The organism is Nocardioides sp., from assembly GCF_035697785.1.
Lineage (GTDB): Bacteria > Actinomycetota > Actinomycetes > Propionibacteriales > Nocardioidaceae > Nocardioides_B.
Window position 1 is genome coordinate 1 of the sequence record NZ_DASSCL010000155.1, and the last position, 16,250, is coordinate 16,250.

At 70.6% G+C, this 16,250-nt stretch carries 16 protein-coding genes and 1 other RNA gene; 11 read left to right on the forward strand and 6 right to left on the reverse strand.

Translation table 11 applies throughout. The annotated features are described in order from the left end of the window. Positions 1–871 (forward strand): LssY C-terminal domain-containing protein (locus tag VFH10_RS16370; RefSeq protein ID WP_325130449.1); only part of this gene is annotated, 871 nt, incomplete at its 5' end. A gap of 170 nt (positions 872–1,041) precedes the next feature. On the opposite strand, the gene VFH10_RS16375 is transcribed toward VFH10_RS16370, so the two are convergent. After that, a complete protein-coding gene (locus VFH10_RS16375) occupies positions 1,042–1,713 on the reverse strand; it encodes a GAP family protein (protein ID WP_325130451.1) in 672 nt (223 codons plus the stop codon). A 141-nt stretch (positions 1,714–1,854) separates the two neighbouring features. On the opposite strand from VFH10_RS16375, the gene VFH10_RS16380 reads away from it, so the two are divergent. The 3 genes from VFH10_RS16380 (at position 1,855) to VFH10_RS16395 (ending at position 4,846) form a co-directional block, all read left to right on the forward strand. Then, positions 1,855–2,943 (forward strand): AI-2E family transporter, encoded by a 1,089-nt coding sequence (locus VFH10_RS16380; protein WP_325130453.1) that lies wholly within the window; start codon positions 1,855–1,857, stop codon positions 2,941–2,943. Positions 2,944–3,528: 585 nt separating this feature from the next. Next, positions 3,529–3,927 (forward strand): hypothetical protein, encoded by a 399-nt coding sequence (locus VFH10_RS16390; protein ID WP_325130457.1) that lies wholly within the window; start codon positions 3,529–3,531, stop codon positions 3,925–3,927. 25 nt (positions 3,928–3,952) lie between these two features. Continuing rightward, positions 3,953–4,846: a serine/threonine-protein kinase gene (locus VFH10_RS16395; protein WP_325130459.1), complete on the forward strand. Its 894-nt coding sequence runs from the start codon at positions 3,953–3,955 to the stop codon at positions 4,844–4,846. Positions 4,847–4,959: 113 nt separating this feature from the next. Here VFH10_RS16395 and VFH10_RS16400 read toward each other — a convergent pair whose 3' ends face one another. Genes VFH10_RS16400 through VFH10_RS16410 form a run of 3 tightly spaced genes read right to left on the reverse strand, consistent with a single transcriptional unit; the run spans position 4,960 to position 7,464 of the window. Next, a complete protein-coding gene (locus VFH10_RS16400) occupies positions 4,960–5,634 on the reverse strand; it encodes a response regulator transcription factor (protein WP_325130461.1) in 675 nt (224 codons plus the stop codon). Beyond that, complete coding sequence (locus VFH10_RS16405; protein ID WP_325130463.1) at positions 5,619–7,124, reverse strand: HAMP domain-containing sensor histidine kinase; 1,506 nt, start codon at positions 7,122–7,124, stop codon at positions 5,619–5,621. Before VFH10_RS16405 ends, VFH10_RS16400 begins: the two co-directional genes overlap by 16 nt. Further along, positions 7,054–7,464 (reverse strand): hypothetical protein, encoded by a 411-nt coding sequence (locus VFH10_RS16410; protein WP_325130464.1) that lies wholly within the window; start codon positions 7,462–7,464, stop codon positions 7,054–7,056. The genes VFH10_RS16405 and VFH10_RS16410 overlap by 71 nt, the downstream gene beginning before the upstream one ends. A 119-nt stretch (positions 7,465–7,583) precedes the next feature. Here VFH10_RS16410 and VFH10_RS16415 point away from each other — a divergent pair, with 119 nt between their 5' ends. Genes VFH10_RS16415 through VFH10_RS16430 form a run of 4 tightly spaced genes read left to right on the forward strand, consistent with a single transcriptional unit; the run spans position 7,584 to position 11,459 of the window. After that, the gene (locus VFH10_RS16415; protein ID WP_325130466.1) at positions 7,584–8,765 is read left to right on the forward strand and encodes a Nif3-like dinuclear metal center hexameric protein; all 1,182 of its coding nucleotides are present in this window, start codon (positions 7,584–7,586) and stop codon (positions 8,763–8,765) included. A 49-nt stretch (positions 8,766–8,814) separates the two neighbouring features. Further along, complete coding sequence (locus VFH10_RS16420; RefSeq protein ID WP_325130468.1) at positions 8,815–9,558, forward strand: zinc ribbon domain-containing protein; 744 nt, start codon at positions 8,815–8,817, stop codon at positions 9,556–9,558. Positions 9,559–9,562: 4 nt separating this feature from the next. Then, the gene (locus VFH10_RS16425) at positions 9,563–10,699 is read left to right on the forward strand and encodes a bifunctional RNase H/acid phosphatase (RefSeq protein WP_325130470.1); all 1,137 of its coding nucleotides are present in this window, start codon (positions 9,563–9,565) and stop codon (positions 10,697–10,699) included. Between the two features lie 31 nt (positions 10,700–10,730). After that, the gene (locus VFH10_RS16430) at positions 10,731–11,459 is read left to right on the forward strand and encodes a peptidylprolyl isomerase (RefSeq protein ID WP_325130472.1); all 729 of its coding nucleotides are present in this window, start codon (positions 10,731–10,733) and stop codon (positions 11,457–11,459) included. Between the two features lie 7 nt (positions 11,460–11,466). On the opposite strand, the gene VFH10_RS16435 is transcribed toward VFH10_RS16430, so the two are convergent. Further along, positions 11,467–12,246 (reverse strand): peroxide stress protein YaaA, encoded by a 780-nt coding sequence (locus tag VFH10_RS16435; RefSeq protein WP_325130474.1) that lies wholly within the window; start codon positions 12,244–12,246, stop codon positions 11,467–11,469. 67 nt (positions 12,247–12,313) lie between these two features. Between VFH10_RS16435 and VFH10_RS16440 the strand changes: the two genes are divergently transcribed. Together VFH10_RS16440 and VFH10_RS16445 are read left to right on the forward strand one after the other, a co-directional pair. After that, positions 12,314–13,729 carry an RNB domain-containing ribonuclease gene (locus VFH10_RS16440; RefSeq protein WP_325130476.1) on the forward strand — a complete coding sequence of 472 codons (1,416 nt, stop codon included), beginning with the start codon at positions 12,314–12,316 and terminating at the stop codon, positions 13,727–13,729. Between the two features lie 70 nt (positions 13,730–13,799). After that, positions 13,800–14,609: a hypothetical protein gene (locus tag VFH10_RS16445; protein WP_325130478.1), complete on the forward strand. Its 810-nt coding sequence runs from the start codon at positions 13,800–13,802 to the stop codon at positions 14,607–14,609. A 61-nt stretch (positions 14,610–14,670) separates the two neighbouring features. Here VFH10_RS16445 and VFH10_RS16450 read toward each other — a convergent pair whose 3' ends face one another. Beyond that, positions 14,671–15,843 carry an NAD(P)/FAD-dependent oxidoreductase gene (locus VFH10_RS16450; protein WP_325130480.1) on the reverse strand — a complete coding sequence of 391 codons (1,173 nt, stop codon included), beginning with the start codon at positions 15,841–15,843 and terminating at the stop codon, positions 14,671–14,673. A gap of 49 nt (positions 15,844–15,892) precedes the next feature. Between VFH10_RS16450 and rnpB the strand changes: the two genes are divergently transcribed. Further along, an RNA gene (gene rnpB, locus VFH10_RS16455) (RNase P RNA component class A) lies at positions 15,893–16,250 on the forward strand; the annotation flags it as partial.

Here is a 16,250-nt window from a genome sequence, read left to right on the forward strand (position 1 = left end):
GTCGGTGCTTCGCCGTCCCTACCCTGAGGCTCCGGTCTCCTCATTGTTCCTCTTCGGGCAGCGGCAGGCTTTCGCCTATCAGCAGGAGGTGGACGGCAACGCCTCCCAACGCCACCACGTGCGTTTCTGGCCGGTCCCTGACGGCTGGAAGCTGCCCGGGGGGTTCCAGGTGGGGTGGTTGGCCGCTGCGACGTATGACAGGGCAGTGGGCATTTCCCTGTTCACCCTCCAGGTGACGCACCGCGTGGACGCCGACATCGACATCGAGCGCGACTACGTCATCAACACGGTCTTGTACGTCGAGCCGAAGGCTTCCCTGCGCGTCATCAAGGAGTATTCCAACGCCTTCACCACTCGCAACGGCGGAGGCGACGTCCTGCGCACCGACGGTAGCCTGCCGATTCTGGACCTGACCAGCGTCCATGCGCAGGAGCCGGACCAGGTGGAGCCCGCGACCGATGCGTTGTCGCGTGCGGTGTCCCACCGGGTGCCGCCGCCGAGCCTCCTCGCCGCCGGGGTGATGAGCATGGCCAAGGCCGCGATAGCACTGATCGCTGTTTTTCTTGCGATCCTCGGGGGGGATAGCCCCCCGGCTCACGCGTCGACCCTCGAGCTGACGGTGATGGGCGTCGGTGCCTTGTTCCTTATTGGCCTGTGGGTGTTCATGCTCGCTCACCATGCCTGGGCAAGGACCGCCCTCATGGTCGCATGCACCGTGGAGGCGGTCACGCAGCTGATCGACCTCAGTGCCGTCGCTGAGGTCAAGTTCCTCGTGTTAGCGAACGCGGCGATCACTGTCCTCATTCTCATCGCGGTCAGCTCCAACGAGGCGCGGCGCTGGGTGAGACTCGGTCGACGAGTTCGAGTTTGACCCGCCGCACAACCGCACGGTGTGAGCCACGTTCGCATTCGTATGAGGCGCCCCGATGATGGAGCTTCGTCCTACCGCTGCCAGTGACAGAGAGCCGCCCCAAATCTGGGTTGGCAGCCTTGCCGGTGACGGGAAACTGCGAGCTGCCCGGGGAACAACGGCCCCACTCGTCAACCGCGGATCCCTGCGCCGGTGACGACGACCCCGATGAGGATCATGGCGACGCCGGTGACAGCCGGCCCGTGGGCGCTGACCCAGTCCCGTGCCACGACCAGTCGCGGCTCCATGCGGGTGGGAAAGAGGACGGTTGCCAGGGTAGGCACCACCACGGTCGAGGTGGCGATCGCGGTGTAGACGGCGATCATGATCAGGCTGTCGTCGACGCTCAGGCGAGCACTGCTGATCGCCAGGCTCGCAGCGGCGAACAACAGCAACGCCTTTGGTCGGACGTTGAGCGCCAGCCCTATGCCGAAGGCGGGGAGTGGGCCGAAGGAGCCGATGCTCTCGATCCAGCCCGGCCGTTGGATGGGCGATGTGCGCGCGTGCCGAACCAGGGTGAACAGCCCCATTGCGACAAGGGCGCTGCCGACCAGGATCTCGAGAGAGCCGATCAACGAGTCCAACCTTCGTGGTCGGCCGGGAAGCGCCTGCGTCGCGAGCGTGGCAAGAGTGACCCCGGCCGCCGTTCCGAGCACGCACCCTGAGAGGAACGGGAGCGCGGCTGCGCCCCGTCTCTCCGAGAGCAGGATGAAAATCGTGGCGGTGATGGGCACCGTGCTCAGCGCCGCCGCGGCCGCCACCGGGATCAGTTGAGCGAGTACCTGATCCATGCCAAGCAGCATCGCAGTCGCCGGCGGCCATTCGCGAGCGGCCGAGGACCTTCGGCCATGTGGGATGCGAGGGCGCTTGCGGTTTCGTCCCGATTTCGCCACACCCGTATGTCAGACTCGACGCTCCTGACTACTTGCCGGCGAGGAGCTCACGTGACGGGAGCTGACGAGGGGGCCTCGACCCATCGGGGGGTCGCAGCCGCGGCGCAGCGCGGGATCGCGGGTTTCGAGACGCCGACTTGGTTCCGGACCCTCGGCGTCGGGGCGTGGTTGACGTTGGGCATCGCCGGAGTTCTTGCCCTTGTGCTGTTCCTAATCGCACTCGTCGCGGAGGTAGCCATTCCGCTAGCGATCTCCGCAGTGCTGGCGGCCATCCTGGTCCCGCTCGCCGACCGTCTCGAGCGATGGCGGGTGCCGAGGTGGCTCGGCGCCACACTCGTCCTCATCATCGGCATATGGCTCGTCGTGGCCACGGTCGCCGTGGTCGTCAGCGCGATCACGAGCCAGAGTGACGAGATCTGGGCCCGGATACAGGGCTCAATCCAGCGGGTCGACAACGACAGCGCACCCTTGGATGTCACCTCCGACGAGCTCATCGGCGCGGCCCACGAAGTGGTCCGTCTGCTCACCTCCGGGGTCCTCGGGTCCCTCTTCAGCTCCGCCAGCGGTTTCGTCGTCGGAACGGTCCTCGGCATCTTCATGCTGCTGTTCCTGCTGAAGGACTGGGCCCAGATCACGGGATGGACCTCCGCTCACCTCGGCCTACCGCCTGAGGTGGGTCAGAACATCCTCGACGGAACGGTGAGCGCCTTCCGCGGGTACGCCGCCGGCCTGAGCCTCATCGGTGCGGCCAACGCGGTCGTCGTCGCCATCGGCGCCGTGGTTCTCGGCGTTCCGCTCGTCGGCACGATCGCTCTGGTGTCGTTCATTACCAGCTACGTGCCCTACCTCGGTGCGTTCGTCGCTGGGGCGTTTGCCGTGCTGATCGCCTTCGGGGCGGGCGGGCTCGGCGTTGCGATAGCGATGCTGGCGATCGTCCTGTTGGCGAACAACACGATCCAGAACCTGGTCGAGCCGTTTGCGTTTGGAACTCGCCTGCGCCTGCACCCGCTGGTTGTGCTTCTTACCGTCACCACGGGAACCATGCTCTTCGGTGTGATGGGGGCGATTCTCGCCGCGCCGCTGACCTCGGCGGGCGTGAACGCCTACCACCAGCTCCGCGGTGTCAACGGGTACGTGTAGCCAGAAGGGGCGGCTGAAGAGAGCCGTTCCAGTGGCGACAACGGCATCCACCTCGTCCCCGAGACATCAACTACGTCCTCGATCGCCCACTGCTTCGTGGAGTTGGATCGGCGAGCGCAAAACGGCCGCGCTTGTCCGGACCATTGGATGCTGGGATTCTTCGCGGTTGACGGACCTCGGTTTTCGACTGCGACGGCGTCCTCGTACCTCTTCCTCCACGCCGCGCGGACCCTGGGGACCGCTCCCGAAGACCGCCTCGTGGTCGAGGACAGCCCCTTCGGCGCCGAGGCGGCGCGGGCCGCGGGAATGCGCTGCAATGGGTTCGCCGGTGGCCTGAATCCCGCTGACCGGTTGTCCGAGCGTGGCGCACACACTTTCGAACACATTACCGACCTCATCGAACTCCTCCGGCTGGGGGAACAAGAGGTTGTCCGCTGAGGACCGCTGCCTGCGCCCACCATCCGTGCCCCGCATGTGTTGATGAGAGTGGTCTCATCCGTGCCTCACACCACCTTCATCGGCCCCCCGCAAAGTGTTCCCCGTCAGCAACACATGACGGGCTCCGGCCCGCGGAAGGGGAATCCAATGAAGAAGACACTCATCTCGCTCAGCACCCTCGCCCTGGCCGGAGGCGTCTCGCTCGGCGTACTCGGTCTCAACGCCTCGGCGGTGGCCGACGACTCGGGCACCGACGCATACGTGAAGCGCGAGGAGAAGACGAGCAGCCTGGCGTTGGCCGCCGACGACAACGACGACGACGACACCAACACCCGGACCCGGACTCGTACCGGTGGCGGTGACAACACCGGGAACAGCCGGTCGCGCGCCGACGGCACCAACTCGCGCGTCACCGCCGTGAGCCGCGACCGGGACATCAGCCGGGGCGACATGACCCGCGACTGGACGCGCGACGGCGGTGACCTGACCCGGGACCTGACGGCCGACCTCACCAACGACAAGTCCCGCAACGACACCCGCGGCTGAGCGGGCCGGGGCTGGAAGGACGACCATGGGCACGCGTGCCGACATTCCCGCGGACGGCTGGGGCTTCGCCGAGGGCGACGCCATCACCGACGACCTGACCGCGATCAAGCTGCTCGGCGGCGGTACGACGTACGAGGCCTACCTGGCCTTCGACGACGTCACCTACGCGCCGACGGTGGTCAAGGTGGTCCGGCCGCACCGGGTCGACGACGAGTCGAGCCTGCGCGGTCTGGCCCGGGAGGTCGACGCGCTGTCCAGGGTCAACCACCACGCCGTCGCGCGTGGTCTGCGGGCGGTGCTCGACGGCGACCGTCCGCACCTGGTGCTCGAGGCGATCGACGGGCCGCGGCTCTCGACGCTGATCCGCCGCTACGGGCCGCTGCCGGAGCAGCAGTACCTCCCGCTCGGCATCGAGCTGGCCTCGGCGATGCACTACTTCCGGCGGCGGGGTCTGGTGCACCTCGACATCAAGCCCAGCAACGTGATCATGGGCGCACCGGCCCGGCTGATCGACCTGAGCGTCGCGCGCCCGGTCGAGGACGCGGCGAAGCTCGACTTCGCGGTGGGAACCGACGCCTACATGGCGCCGGAGCAGTGCGACCCGCCCACCAGCGGCACGCCCGGCTTCGCCTCGGACATCTGGGGTGTCGGCGCGACGCTGTTCCACGCGATCGCCGGCTACCGGCCCTTCGACGAGGGCGACCCGGAGGCGGATGCCGCCGCGGACCGGTTCCCGCAACTGGCCAACCTCGCCTTCTCCCTGCCCGACACCATCGCGGCCGACGTGTCGAAGATCGTGCTGGCCTGTCTCGAGCCCGACCCGGCGAACCGGCCGCTGCCGCACGAGCTCGCCGAGGGCCTGCAGCCTGCCCTGGAACGTGCCCCCCGGGGGCGTCTTGCGGGGTGGAAGGTGCGCTGAGGCCGGCTGGTCAATTCACTGGGTACCCAGAGGATCTTCCGCTCCCCGTGGTGATATCACCGCGGGGAGCGGTCGTTTACCACGGGACCGTGGTAATTGGCCCCCCACGGAACTCAGGACCGCACGTCGAGGCGGTACCCCACGCCGCGGACGGTGCTGATCGTCGAGGTGCCGAGCTTCTTGCGCAGGTAGCCGACGTACACGTCGACCACGTTGGACCCCGGGTCGAAGTCGTAACCCCACACCAGGTCGAGCAGCTGCTCCCTGGACAGCACCATGCCGGCGTTGCGCAGGAAGATCTCGGCGAGCCGGAACTCGCGCGCCGACAGGTCGACCTCCTTGCCGGCGACCGTCGCGCGGCGGGTGCGCAGGTCGAGCGACACGGAGCCGACGGTGAGCAGGTCGTCCGCGGGCCCGGTGGTCTCCTGGGCCTGCCGCAGCCGCACCCGCACGCGGGCGAGCAGCTCAGCGAACCGGAACGGCTTGCTCATGTAGTCGTCGGCACCGCTGTCCAGCGCGGACACGGTGTCGGTCACCGAGTCTCGCGCGGTCAGGACGATGACCGGCATCCTGCTGCCCTGCGCGCGCAGCTGGTCGAGCACGTCGAAGCCCGACAGCCGGGGGAACCCGATGTCGAGGACCATCAGGTCGAACTCGTCGCTGAGCGCGTGGTCGAGACCGTCCGCGCCGTCGCCGACAGTGACGGTGGTGTGCCCCTCGGCCGTGAGGCCCTTGGCGATGAACGAGGCGATCCGCTGCTCGTCCTCGACGATCAGGATGCGGGCCATGTGTCGTCCTTCCGGGAGAGCGGGAGCACCAGCGTGAAGACGGCGCCACCACCGGGCGCGTCGTCGACACGGGCGGTGCCGCCGTGCGCGCGGGCGATCGCGGCGACGATCGACAGGCCGAGCCCGAAGCCCTCGTCGTCGTCGCGGACCCGGTCGCGGGAGAATCGGTCGAAGATCTGCGTCTTGGCGTCGTCGGCGACCCCGGGCCCGGTATCGCGCACCCACAGGCGCAGCTCGCGGTCGGGGTCGACCCGTGCGCCCAGGCCGATCTCGTCTCCCGCGTCGGTGTGCTTGACCGCGTTCTGGGCCAGCTGCAGGAGCGCCTGGGTGATCCGCTGCTGGTCGATCACCGCGGTCTGCGCAACCGCCTCGTCGAGCACCCACTCGCGCGGACCGAGGGCGCGGCACTTCTCCAGCACGGTGTCGAGGTACGGCGCCAGGTCGACCGGCTCGAACTGGAAGAAGTCCGGCCGGTCGGTCTTGGCCAGCATGATCAGCTCGTTGACCAGCCGGGACATCCGGTCCACCTCGTCGAGCAGCAGCTCCCGGGTCGCGTCGACCTCGGTCGCGTCGGAGGTGTCCATCAGCTCGAGGTGACCCTGCAGCACGGTGAGCGGCGTCTTCAGCTCATGGCCGGCGTCGTCGAGGAACTGTCGCTGCCCGGTGAACGCGCGCTCGAGCCGCTCGAGCATCGCGTTGACGGTGCGCGTCAAGGCGGTGATGTCGTCGTTGCCGGTCTCCGTGATCCGCCGGGACAGGTCGGTCTCGGAGATCTCCTGGGCGGTCTCCCGCAGCGTGCGCAGCGGGGCCAGCAGCCGGCCGGCCTGCCACGCCGCCACGCCGGTGACGATCAGCAGCAGCAGCGCGGACACGATGAAGTAGGTCCGCAGCACCTGGTAGAGCTCGCCGTACGCGTCCTGCATGAAGTTCAGCACGACCAGCGCCCCGGCGGTCTCGGCGTTGCTCACCGGCACGACGGTCACGACCACGTCGCCGAACGACGAGTCGAGCCGCTCGGTGCCGCCGTTCTCCAGGCGGGCCGTGACGACGCGCGTGAGCTGGGCGGACGTGGTGTACGGCGCGTGCGGCGATTCCGACGACACCCGGGCGCGGCCGTCCCAGAACCCGACCAAGGCCTCGTTGTCGTCGGGGACGTTGCGTCGCAGGAACAGCTCGATGAGGGTCGCGACGCTGGTGAACGGGCGGCCGGTGTCCGGGTCGAGGCCCTGCTGCAGGTTGCGGAACTCCTCGACCTCCTGCTCGACCTGCGCCCGCACCTGGTCCTCGATGCGAGCCGACTCGAGTGCGTAGACGAGTCCGCCCGCGGCGGCCAGTGCCAAGCCGGTCAGCAGCGCGACGACCGTGATCAGGCGGGTGCGGACCGAGATGCCGGAGAGCCCTCCCGCGTGGGCGGAGGGCTCAGTCGTTGTCCGGGCCGTCGTCACCGCGTCCGCTGTCGTCGTCTCCGTCGTCGTCGCCCCCGTTGTCATCCCCACGATCCTCGTCGTCGTCATCGTCGTCGAGGTCGTCGGGGTCGGGACGCACCACCCGCACGTCGTCGTCATCGTCGTCGTCATCGTCGTCCCGGTCGTCGTCACGCCCGTTGCGGTCCCCGTCGCCTGGACCACCCCGGTCCTCACGCGGGCCCCCGGACGGGGACTGGGAGGGGGTGCCGGAGCCGCTCGAGGCGGCCGGGGTGGGGTCGTCGACGAGGACCGGCGGGCGCTGGTCAGGAAGCACGACCCGTGGGCCGGCCAGGCTGCCGGCGACGTACGCTCCGACCGGCAGCGTCAGCAAGAGGACCACGAGGCCCTTCCAGAACCAGGACATGGCGACAGTCTGCCGCGTCCCGGTGGGAGCAAGGTGAGACGACCATGAGAACGCTCTCATCCAGCCGCTGACCGCGATGACGCTCGTGAGGAAGATCGGCTGGCAATAGGCTGCGCCGCATGGCTGTGACGCTGCGCGACGTCGTCGCGCTGCTCGACGAGTGGTACGACCCGGCCTGGGCGGAGTCGTGGGACGCCGTCGGCCTGGTGTCCGGCGACCCGGACCAGCCCGTCGGCTCGGTGCTGTTCGCCGTGGACCCGGCCCCCGAGGTGGTCCGCGAGGCGCAGACCTGGGGAGCCGACCTGCTCGTCGTGCACCACCCGCTGCTGCTCACCCCGGTGCATTCGATGGCGGCGACCACACCGAAAGGGAAGGTCCTGCACGCGCTGGCCCGCGACGGGATCGCGCTGCTGACCGCGCACACCAACGCCGACGTGCCCGCCGACGGCGTCAACGAGTCGCTCGCGCGCGCGGTCGGGATCGTCGACCCCCGGGTGGTCGTCGACCTGGGTCGAGATGGTCTCGACAAGCTGACGTTCTTCGTGCCGGCGACCGACGCCGACCGGGTCCGCGCCGCGGTCGCCGCCGCTGGCGCGGGCCGGCTCGGCGACTACGACGGCTGCTCCTTCTCCACGCCGGGCGAGGGCCGGTTCCGTCCGCTGGCGGGCGCGAACCCGACCCTGGGCCGGGTTGGGGACCCCGAGGTCGTCGCCGAGGTGCGCGTCGAGGTGGTGCTCCCGCGCTCCCGGCGTACGTCGGTCGTGGCGGCCCTCCTGGACGCGCACCCCTACGAGGAGCCGGCGTACTACGTCGTCCAGCTGGCCAACGACGCGCCTCCGTCCGACCGCGGCCACGGCAGGATCGGCCGGCTCGCGGCGCCGACGACGTTGCGCGGCTTCGCCGAGCAGGTCCGTGACGCGCTGCCGGCCACCGCGCACGGGGTCCGCGTGTCCGGAGACCCGGACCGCCCGGTCGAGACCGTCGTGGTGGCCGGCGGCTCGGGCGACTTCCTGCTCGACACGGTGCTGGGCCTGGACGCGGACGTGTACCTCACCTCCGACCTGCGACACCACCGCGCCGGGGAGTTCCGCGAGCACGAGGGGCCGGCCCTCGTCGACGTCGCGCACTGGGCCGCCGAGTGGACCTGGCTGCCCGTCGCCGAACGGAAGTTGGTGCGGGCGCTGCAGGAGCGGGGGGATACGGTGGAGACCCGCGTGAGCACCACCGTCACCGACCCGTGGACGTTCCGGGTCGACCACCGACCACCCGGCCACGCCGACGACACCAGGAGCACGCTCTGACTCACCCCACCCGGCTACCCGCTTCGCTCGCACCCGTGAGGGGTCCCCGATGAAAGCCGACGCCTTCTCCCAGCTCCGGCTGCTCGACCTCCAGGAGCTCGACTCCCGGGCCGACCAGCTCCGGCACCAGCTCGCCACCATCCCGGAGGCCAAGGAGCTGGCCGCCCTGGAGGTCGAGCGCGCCGATCTCGACAGCCAGGCTCGCGACGCTCGGATCCTCGTCGAGGACCTCAACCGAGAGCAGCGCAGGGCCGACGCCGACGTCGAGCAGGTCAAGGCCCGCCGCACCCGGGACCAGCAGCGGATGGACCAGGGGCTGGTCAGCAACCCCAAGGACCTCGAGCGGATGCAGGGCGAGCTGGTCTCGCTGGAGCGCCGGATCACCAGCCTCGAGGACACCGAGCTCGAGGTGATGGAGAAGCTCGAGACCGCGCAGGCCGACCTCGACGAGCTGCAGGCCCACCTCGAGAACCTCGACCGGCGTGCCACCGAGCTGCGGGCGGCCCGCGACAAGAAGGCCGGCGAGATCGACGCAGAGCTCGCCGACGTGGCCGGCCGGCGCAAGACCACGGCCGACGGGCTGGCCGACGACCTCATCACCCTCTACGACCGGCTGCGCCAGCAGAAGAACGGCGTCGGCGCGGCCCCGCTGCGGGCCCGCCGGTGCGGCGGCTGCTCGCTCGAGCTCACTGCCGCCGACCTGTCGGTGATCGCCAAGGCACCCTCCGACGAGGTGATCCGGTGCGAGGAGTGCAACCGGATCCTGGTCCGCACGTCGGAGTCCGGAGTCTGAGGTGGTGGACGGACACACGTCGGTCGTCATCGAGGCCGACGGCGGGTCGCGGGGCAACCCCGGCGATGCGGCGTACGGCGCGGTCCTCAAGGACGCGAGCACCGGGGAGACGATCGCCGAGCGGGCCGAGTGCATCGGCATCGCCACCAACAACGTCGCCGAGTACCGCGGGCTGATCGCCGGCCTGGAGCTCTACAACGAGCACGCCCCGGAGGCCGACCTCGAGGTCCGCATGGACTCCAAGCTCGTCGTCGAGCAGATGTCCGGCCGTTGGAAGATCAAGCACCCCGACATGAAGCCGCTGGCGATGGCCGCACACCGGCTCGCGCCGTTCGGCACCGTCTACACCTGGATCCCGCGCGCCGAGAACGCCCACGCCGACCGGATCCTCAACGACGCCCTCGACGCGGCGGCCGGCAAGCCCCCGCGCCGCACCGCCGCACCGAAGGCCGTCGACGAGAGCGACAAGCCACGACCACGCGGCTGGCACCCCGACATCGGCGAGCCGACCATCCTGATCCTGGTCCGGCACGGTGAGACCGAGCACACGCGCGACAAGAAGTTCAGCGGGCTCGGCGGGGACGACCCGGGCCTCAACGCCGACGGCCAGGCCCAGGTCGGCGCCACCGCGGAGTGGCTGGCGCCGCTGGCCGAGGAGATCGACGCGGTGGTCGCCTCGCCGCTTCGTCGTACCCGCGAGACCGCCGCCATCATCGCCGGCCAGCTCGGCAAGGAGGTCGTCGTCGAGGAGGGTCTGGCCGAGGCGGCGTTCGGCACCTGGGACGGGCTCACCTTCGCCGAGGTGCAGGAGCACCACGCCGACGACCTGGAGGCGTGGCTGGGCGGGATCGACGTGGCGCCGACCGGGGGAGGGGAGTCGTTCGCGGAGGTCGACACCCGGGTACGCCGGACCCGGGACCGCCTGATCGCCGCCTACCCGGGGAAGACCGTGCTGGCGGTCAGCCACGTCACCCCGATCAAGGTGCTCGTCCGGCTCGCGCTGGACGCCCCGCTCGAGGCGCTGTTCCGGATGGAGCTGGCGCCGGCGTCGGTGACGGTCGTCTCGTGGTACCCGGACGGCCAGGCATCGATGCGCATGTTCAACGCCCGACCGATGGAGAGCGCGTTCATCGGGCGATGACGCACGATGGCGCGACTGGAGAGATGAACCGATGACGAACAGCAACCGCGCGGCCCTGCTGGCCGTGGCCGCCGTCGCCGCCGTCCTGATCGCCACGCTGGTGATCGTGCAGATGCTCGGCGGGGAGGAGCAACCGGCCGCGAGCGACCAGGACGCCGCCGCCTCGTTCGAGCCGCCGCCGCCCGGTGAGTGCGTCGAGCCGCCGGCCATGCCGGCCTCCCCGCAGCAGTTCGACGAGGTGCCCGACCAGGCGCTCGCCGAGGACGCGGTCTGGACGGCGACCGTCACCACGAACTGCGGCGACATCGTCATGGAGCTCGACGGCACCAAGGCGCCGCAGACGGTCGCGTCGTTCCTGCACCTGGCCCGCGAGGGCTACTGGGACGGCAGCCCGTGCCACCGGTTGGTGCCGTCCGGCATCTTCGTGCTCCAGTGCGGCGACCCGACCGGCACCGGCACCGGCAACCCCGGCTACGGCTTCGGCGTCGAGAACGCACCCGCAGACGCGGCGTACCCGCGCGGCACGCTCGCGATGGCGCGCAGCACCGACCCGGAGAGCAACGGCGGACAGTTCTTCATCGTCTACGACGACAGCCAGATACCCGACAACGGCGGCACCGGCTACACGATCTTCGGCAAGGTCACCGAGGGCATGGACATCGTCGACCGGATCGCCGAGAGCGGCGTCGGCGGCACCCTCGGCCCCGAGGCGCCGAACCAGCCGATCAGCATCGTCGGCATCGAGGTCGAGAAGGCCTGACCGGCCGTCAGAGGTCGGAGACGACCACGTCGAGCCGGGTGCCCCCCTTGGCGCGCGCGCCGAGCTCGGTCTTCCAGCCGAGCGCGGCCAGGTGGTCGGCGAAGCGAGCCGGCGACGACGGTGCGCTGCCGTCGTCGACGAGCGTGCGGATCAGCCGGCCCTTGGTGGCCTTGTTGAAGTGCGACACGACCCTGCGCACACCCCCCACCTCGTGCAGCACGCGGACCGTGACCACCTTCGAGGCGAGGTCGGGGGCCGGCCGCCAGAACGGGACGTACGTCGAGGAGCGCAGGTCGACCACCAGGCCGCGGCCCGCCGCCTGCCGCATCGCCGCGTCGAGGTGCCGGCTCCAGTAGGTGGCCACCGGTCCGGTGCCGGACAGGCTGACCCCGCCGGCGAGTCGGTACGCCGGGATCCGGTCCCCGGGCCGCACCAGCCCGAACAGCGACGACGTGACCGCGAGCCACCGGTTGGCCCGGCGGCGGGCTCCGGCGTCGAGGCTCGCGACGTCGAGCGCCTCGTAGAGCACGCCGTTGTAGACCGCGTCGGCCCGCGCGGTGGGGGAGTCCCGCAGTGCGGCGTTGCGCGCCACCTCGTCTGCCTGGGTGCTGCCGAGACCGAGCGTGCGTGCCGCGACCTCCGGGTCACCGGCGCACAGGGTGGTCAGCGCGTCGATCATTCCCGCACGTGCGGCGTACAGCTCGGGGAAGCTCAGCCCCTCGAGCCGCAGGGAGTGTCCGCGGCGGGGAGCGGCCTTTCCCTCGGACGGAGGCAGCAGGATCAGCACCGGGTCACCCTATGCTGGCGGGAGTTGTCGATCTCGAGGGGTGACCAGGTCAGTGCCGAGACGAGTCGTGAGGATCCTGCAGGCCGACGGCGGCATGCTCCGCGAGGGGATCCGAAGCATCCAGGACGACCTCGGGGTCAGCCCGGAGTTCCCCGCCGACGTCGAGGAGGCGGCCGCCGCGGCGGCGGCGAGCCCCCGCCTGCCCGAGCTCGACCGCACCGAGATCCCGTTCGTGACGCTGGACCCTGAGGGTGCCCTGGACCTCGACCAGGCGCTGCACATCGAGCGCGACGGCGACGGTTACGTGGTGCACTACGCGATCGCCGACGTGGCCGCGTTCGTGTCGCCGGGGGATCCGGTGGACGTGGAGGCCAACCGGCGCGGCGAGACGTTGTACGGCGCCGACTCGAAGGTGCCGCTGCACCCGACCGTGCTGTCGGAGGACGCCGCGTCGCTGCTCGCCGACCAGGAGCGACCGGCCCTGCTCTGGACGATCAAGGTCGACTCGACCGGCGAGGGCACCGACGTCGACGTGGTGCGGGCGCGGGTGCGCAGCCGGGCCCAGCTCGACTACGCGTCGGTGCAGAAGCAGCTCGACGCCGGCTCCGCGGACCCGATGTTCGACCTGCTCCGCGAGGTCGGCGAGCTGCGGATCAAGCGGGAGGCGTCCCGCGGAGGGGTGTCGCTGCCGCTCCCCGAGCAGGAGATCGACATCGATGGCGACCGGTGGGCGCTGCAGTTCCGCACGATGCTCCCGGTCGAGGCGTGGAACGCCCAGATCTCCCTGCTCACCGGGATGGCCGCGGCGTCGCTGATGGTCTACGCGCGGGTCGGCCTGCTGCGCACGCTGCCGCCGCCCGACCCCGGCGACGTACAGCGCCTGCACCGCACTGCGCACGCCCTCGGCATCGTCTGGCCGGCCGAGCAGCTCTACCCCGACTTCATCCGGTCGCTGGACCCGGCGAAGCCCAGCCACGCCGCGATGGTGATCGCCTGCACGCGGCTGCTGCGCGGCTCCGGGTACGTCGGCTTCGACGGGGAGGTGCCCGCGCAGCCGGAGCACTCGGCCCTCGCCTCGGAGTACGCCCACGTCACCGCCCCGCTGCGCCGGCTCGCCGACCGCTACGCGTCCGAGGTGTGCGTGGCGCTCTGCACCGGCGACGAGGTGCCGGACTGGGTGCACGACAAGCTGCACGACCTGCCCGCCACCATGCAGGCCAGCTCGCAGAAGGCGAGCTCCTACGAACGCGCAGTGCTCGACCTCGTGGAGGCCGCCGTGCTGCGTCCGCACGTCGGCCAGTCGTTCCCCGGCGTGGTGGTCGCCGTCGACGAGAAGGAACGCACCCGTGGCGACGTGGTGATCCAGGAGCCCGCGGTGGAGGCCCACGTCACCTCGTCCTCGCCGCTGCCGCTCGGCACCGACGTCGAGGTGCGCCTCACCGAGGCCGACCCGCAGTCCAGGACCGTCCGCTTCGAGCTCTGACAACGATTCGTCTGTGGTCTTTGGGGTGATTCACGCGGGCGGATCGCAGACGAAACGGTGGGTCGCGGTCGTGAGCGCTCTCGCACTCGGGTTGACCGCCGGCTGCTCGCTGTCAGAGGACGAGCAACCCCGCGAAGCCTCCGCCGACATCTCGGTGCAGCTCGGGTTTACCCAGCTGCTGCCCGACGAGGGCACCCGCAAGGGTCTGCTGCGCGTCGTCAACACCGGGGACGAGCCGCTGTCGGTGACCGGTGCGGGGCTGAGCTGGTCGGGGTACGGCGAGCGGTTCACCCGTCCTCAGGACGACACCCTCGCGCCCGGCCAGACCCTCGACCTGCACGTGCTGCTGCCGCGGGCCGACTGTGACGCCGGGGACGAGCCGATCTCCGGTGTCGTGCAGACCGCGGACGGGACCCGGGTGCAGCCGCTGACCGGCAGCGGCCAGGAGTTCCTGCGCCGACTGTGGCTGCGCGGCTGCCAGGACCGGCTGCTGGAGGACAACGTGCGCATCGACTACGCGCCCGGCTGGACCCTCGACCTGCGCCGCGAGTCCCTCGACGGGGCGCTCGTCCTCACCCGCACGGGCGGTCCGGAGCCGGTGACGGTCACCTACGGGCGCGGGTCGGTGCTGTACGACGTCGAGCTGCCCCGTCCCGTGAGAAGCACCCCCGGCCGCGACCGGGTTCGGGTGCCGATGAGCATCCGGCCCGGCAACCGGTGCGACGAGCACGCCATCGGCCAGGCCACGGCCCCGTTCACGTTCCGCGTCGGCGTCCGGATCGGCCGCGACGACCCCGTCGACACCAACGTGCTGGTCCCGCCACCGCTGACCGTGCAACGTCAGGCGACCCGGATGCTGCTCGCGAGCTGCGCCGGGTGACAACGATTCGTCTGCGATCTTCCCGCGTGAATCACCCCATAGACCGCAGACGAATCGTTGTTCAGTCCTTCAACGGCTGACCGACCTGCTCGCGGATGCCGTCGATGGCGTCCCAGTCGTTGGCGTGCATCCCGGCGACGACGGTGCCGTCCTTGACCCAGTAGGCCGTGAAGACCCGGTCGCCGGTCGTGTCGCCCCGGATCACGACCTCGTCGACGTCGCCGGGGTCGGCATGTCCGACGTACTCCATGCCGAGGTCGTACTGGTCGGTGAAGAAGTACGGCAGCCGGTCGTAGGAGACGTCCTCGCCGAGCAGGGAGCGCGCGGCGGCCTTGCCCTGCTGGATCGCGTTGTCCCAGTGCTCGACGCGGACCCGCCGGCCGAGCACCGGGTGCCAGGCGTTGGCGACGTCGCCGGCGGCGAGCACGTCGGGGGCGGAGGTGCGCAAGTGTTCGTCGACCAGGACGCCGTTGTCGACGTCGAGACCGGCCGCCTCGGCGAGCGCGGTGTTGGGCCCGGCACCGATCCCGACGAGCAGCAGGTCGGCCTCGACCGGGTCGCCGCCCTCGACCGTCAGGGTGATGCCCTCGCCGGACCGCTCGAACCCGGACACTTTCGCGCCCAGGCGCAGGTCCACGCCGTGCTCGCGGTGCAGGTCCGCGAACACCGCCGCAACCTCGGGCCCGAGCACGCGCAGCAGCGGCAGGTCGAGCGACTCCAGCACGGTGACCTCCGCCCCGGCCGCGCGCGCGGCGGACGCCGTCTCGAGGCCGATCCAGCCGGCGCCCAGGATCGCGATCCGGGCGCCCTCGCGAAACGCGCCCTTGAGCCGTTCGGTGTCCTCGATGACGCGGAGGTAGGCCACGGGTCCGCCGCTGTCGTCGGCCGCCGCCAGCCGCCGCGGGGACGCTCCCGTCGCGAGCAGCACCTTGGAGTACGACGTCGTCGCCCCGCCCGCCGTGACGGTGTGCCCGGCGGGATCGATGGCGTCCACCTCGGTGCCGACCCGGACGTCGACGTCGTGCTCGACGTACCAGGTCGCGTCGTGCACGAAGACCTTGTCGCGCTCGTCCTTGCCGAGCAGGTACCCCTTGGACAGCGGTGGTCGCTCGTAGGGGAGGTGCTGCTCCGCGGCGAACAGCACGATGTCGCCGTCGTACCCGCTCTCGCGGAGCTGGCTGGCGGTGTGCGCGGCGGTGAGCCCGCCGCCGACGATCACGATGGGTTCGGTCATGAGCCGACCGTACTCATCGCACTCCTCGAACCGATAGGATCGACGCGGATGAGCTGGCCGGGCGGCCGCGAGGGGGTGACTCCTCGAGGAAGGTCCGGGCTCCACAGGGCAGGGTGGTGGGTAACGCCCACCCGGGGTGACCCGCGGGACAGTGCCACAGAGAAGAGACCGCCGGCGGCGTACTTCGGTACGACGACGGCAAGGGTGAAACGGTGGTGTAAGAGACCACCAGCGCCCCGGGTGACCGGGGCGGCTCGGTAAACCCCACCCGGAGCAAGGTCAAGAGGGCCTCGTCGAGAGACGGGACCTGCGCGGACGATCGAGGGTGGCCCGCCCGAGTCCGCGGGTAGACCGCACGAGGCTGTCGGCAACGGCAGCCCTAGATGGATGGTCGCCGATCGCAGCAT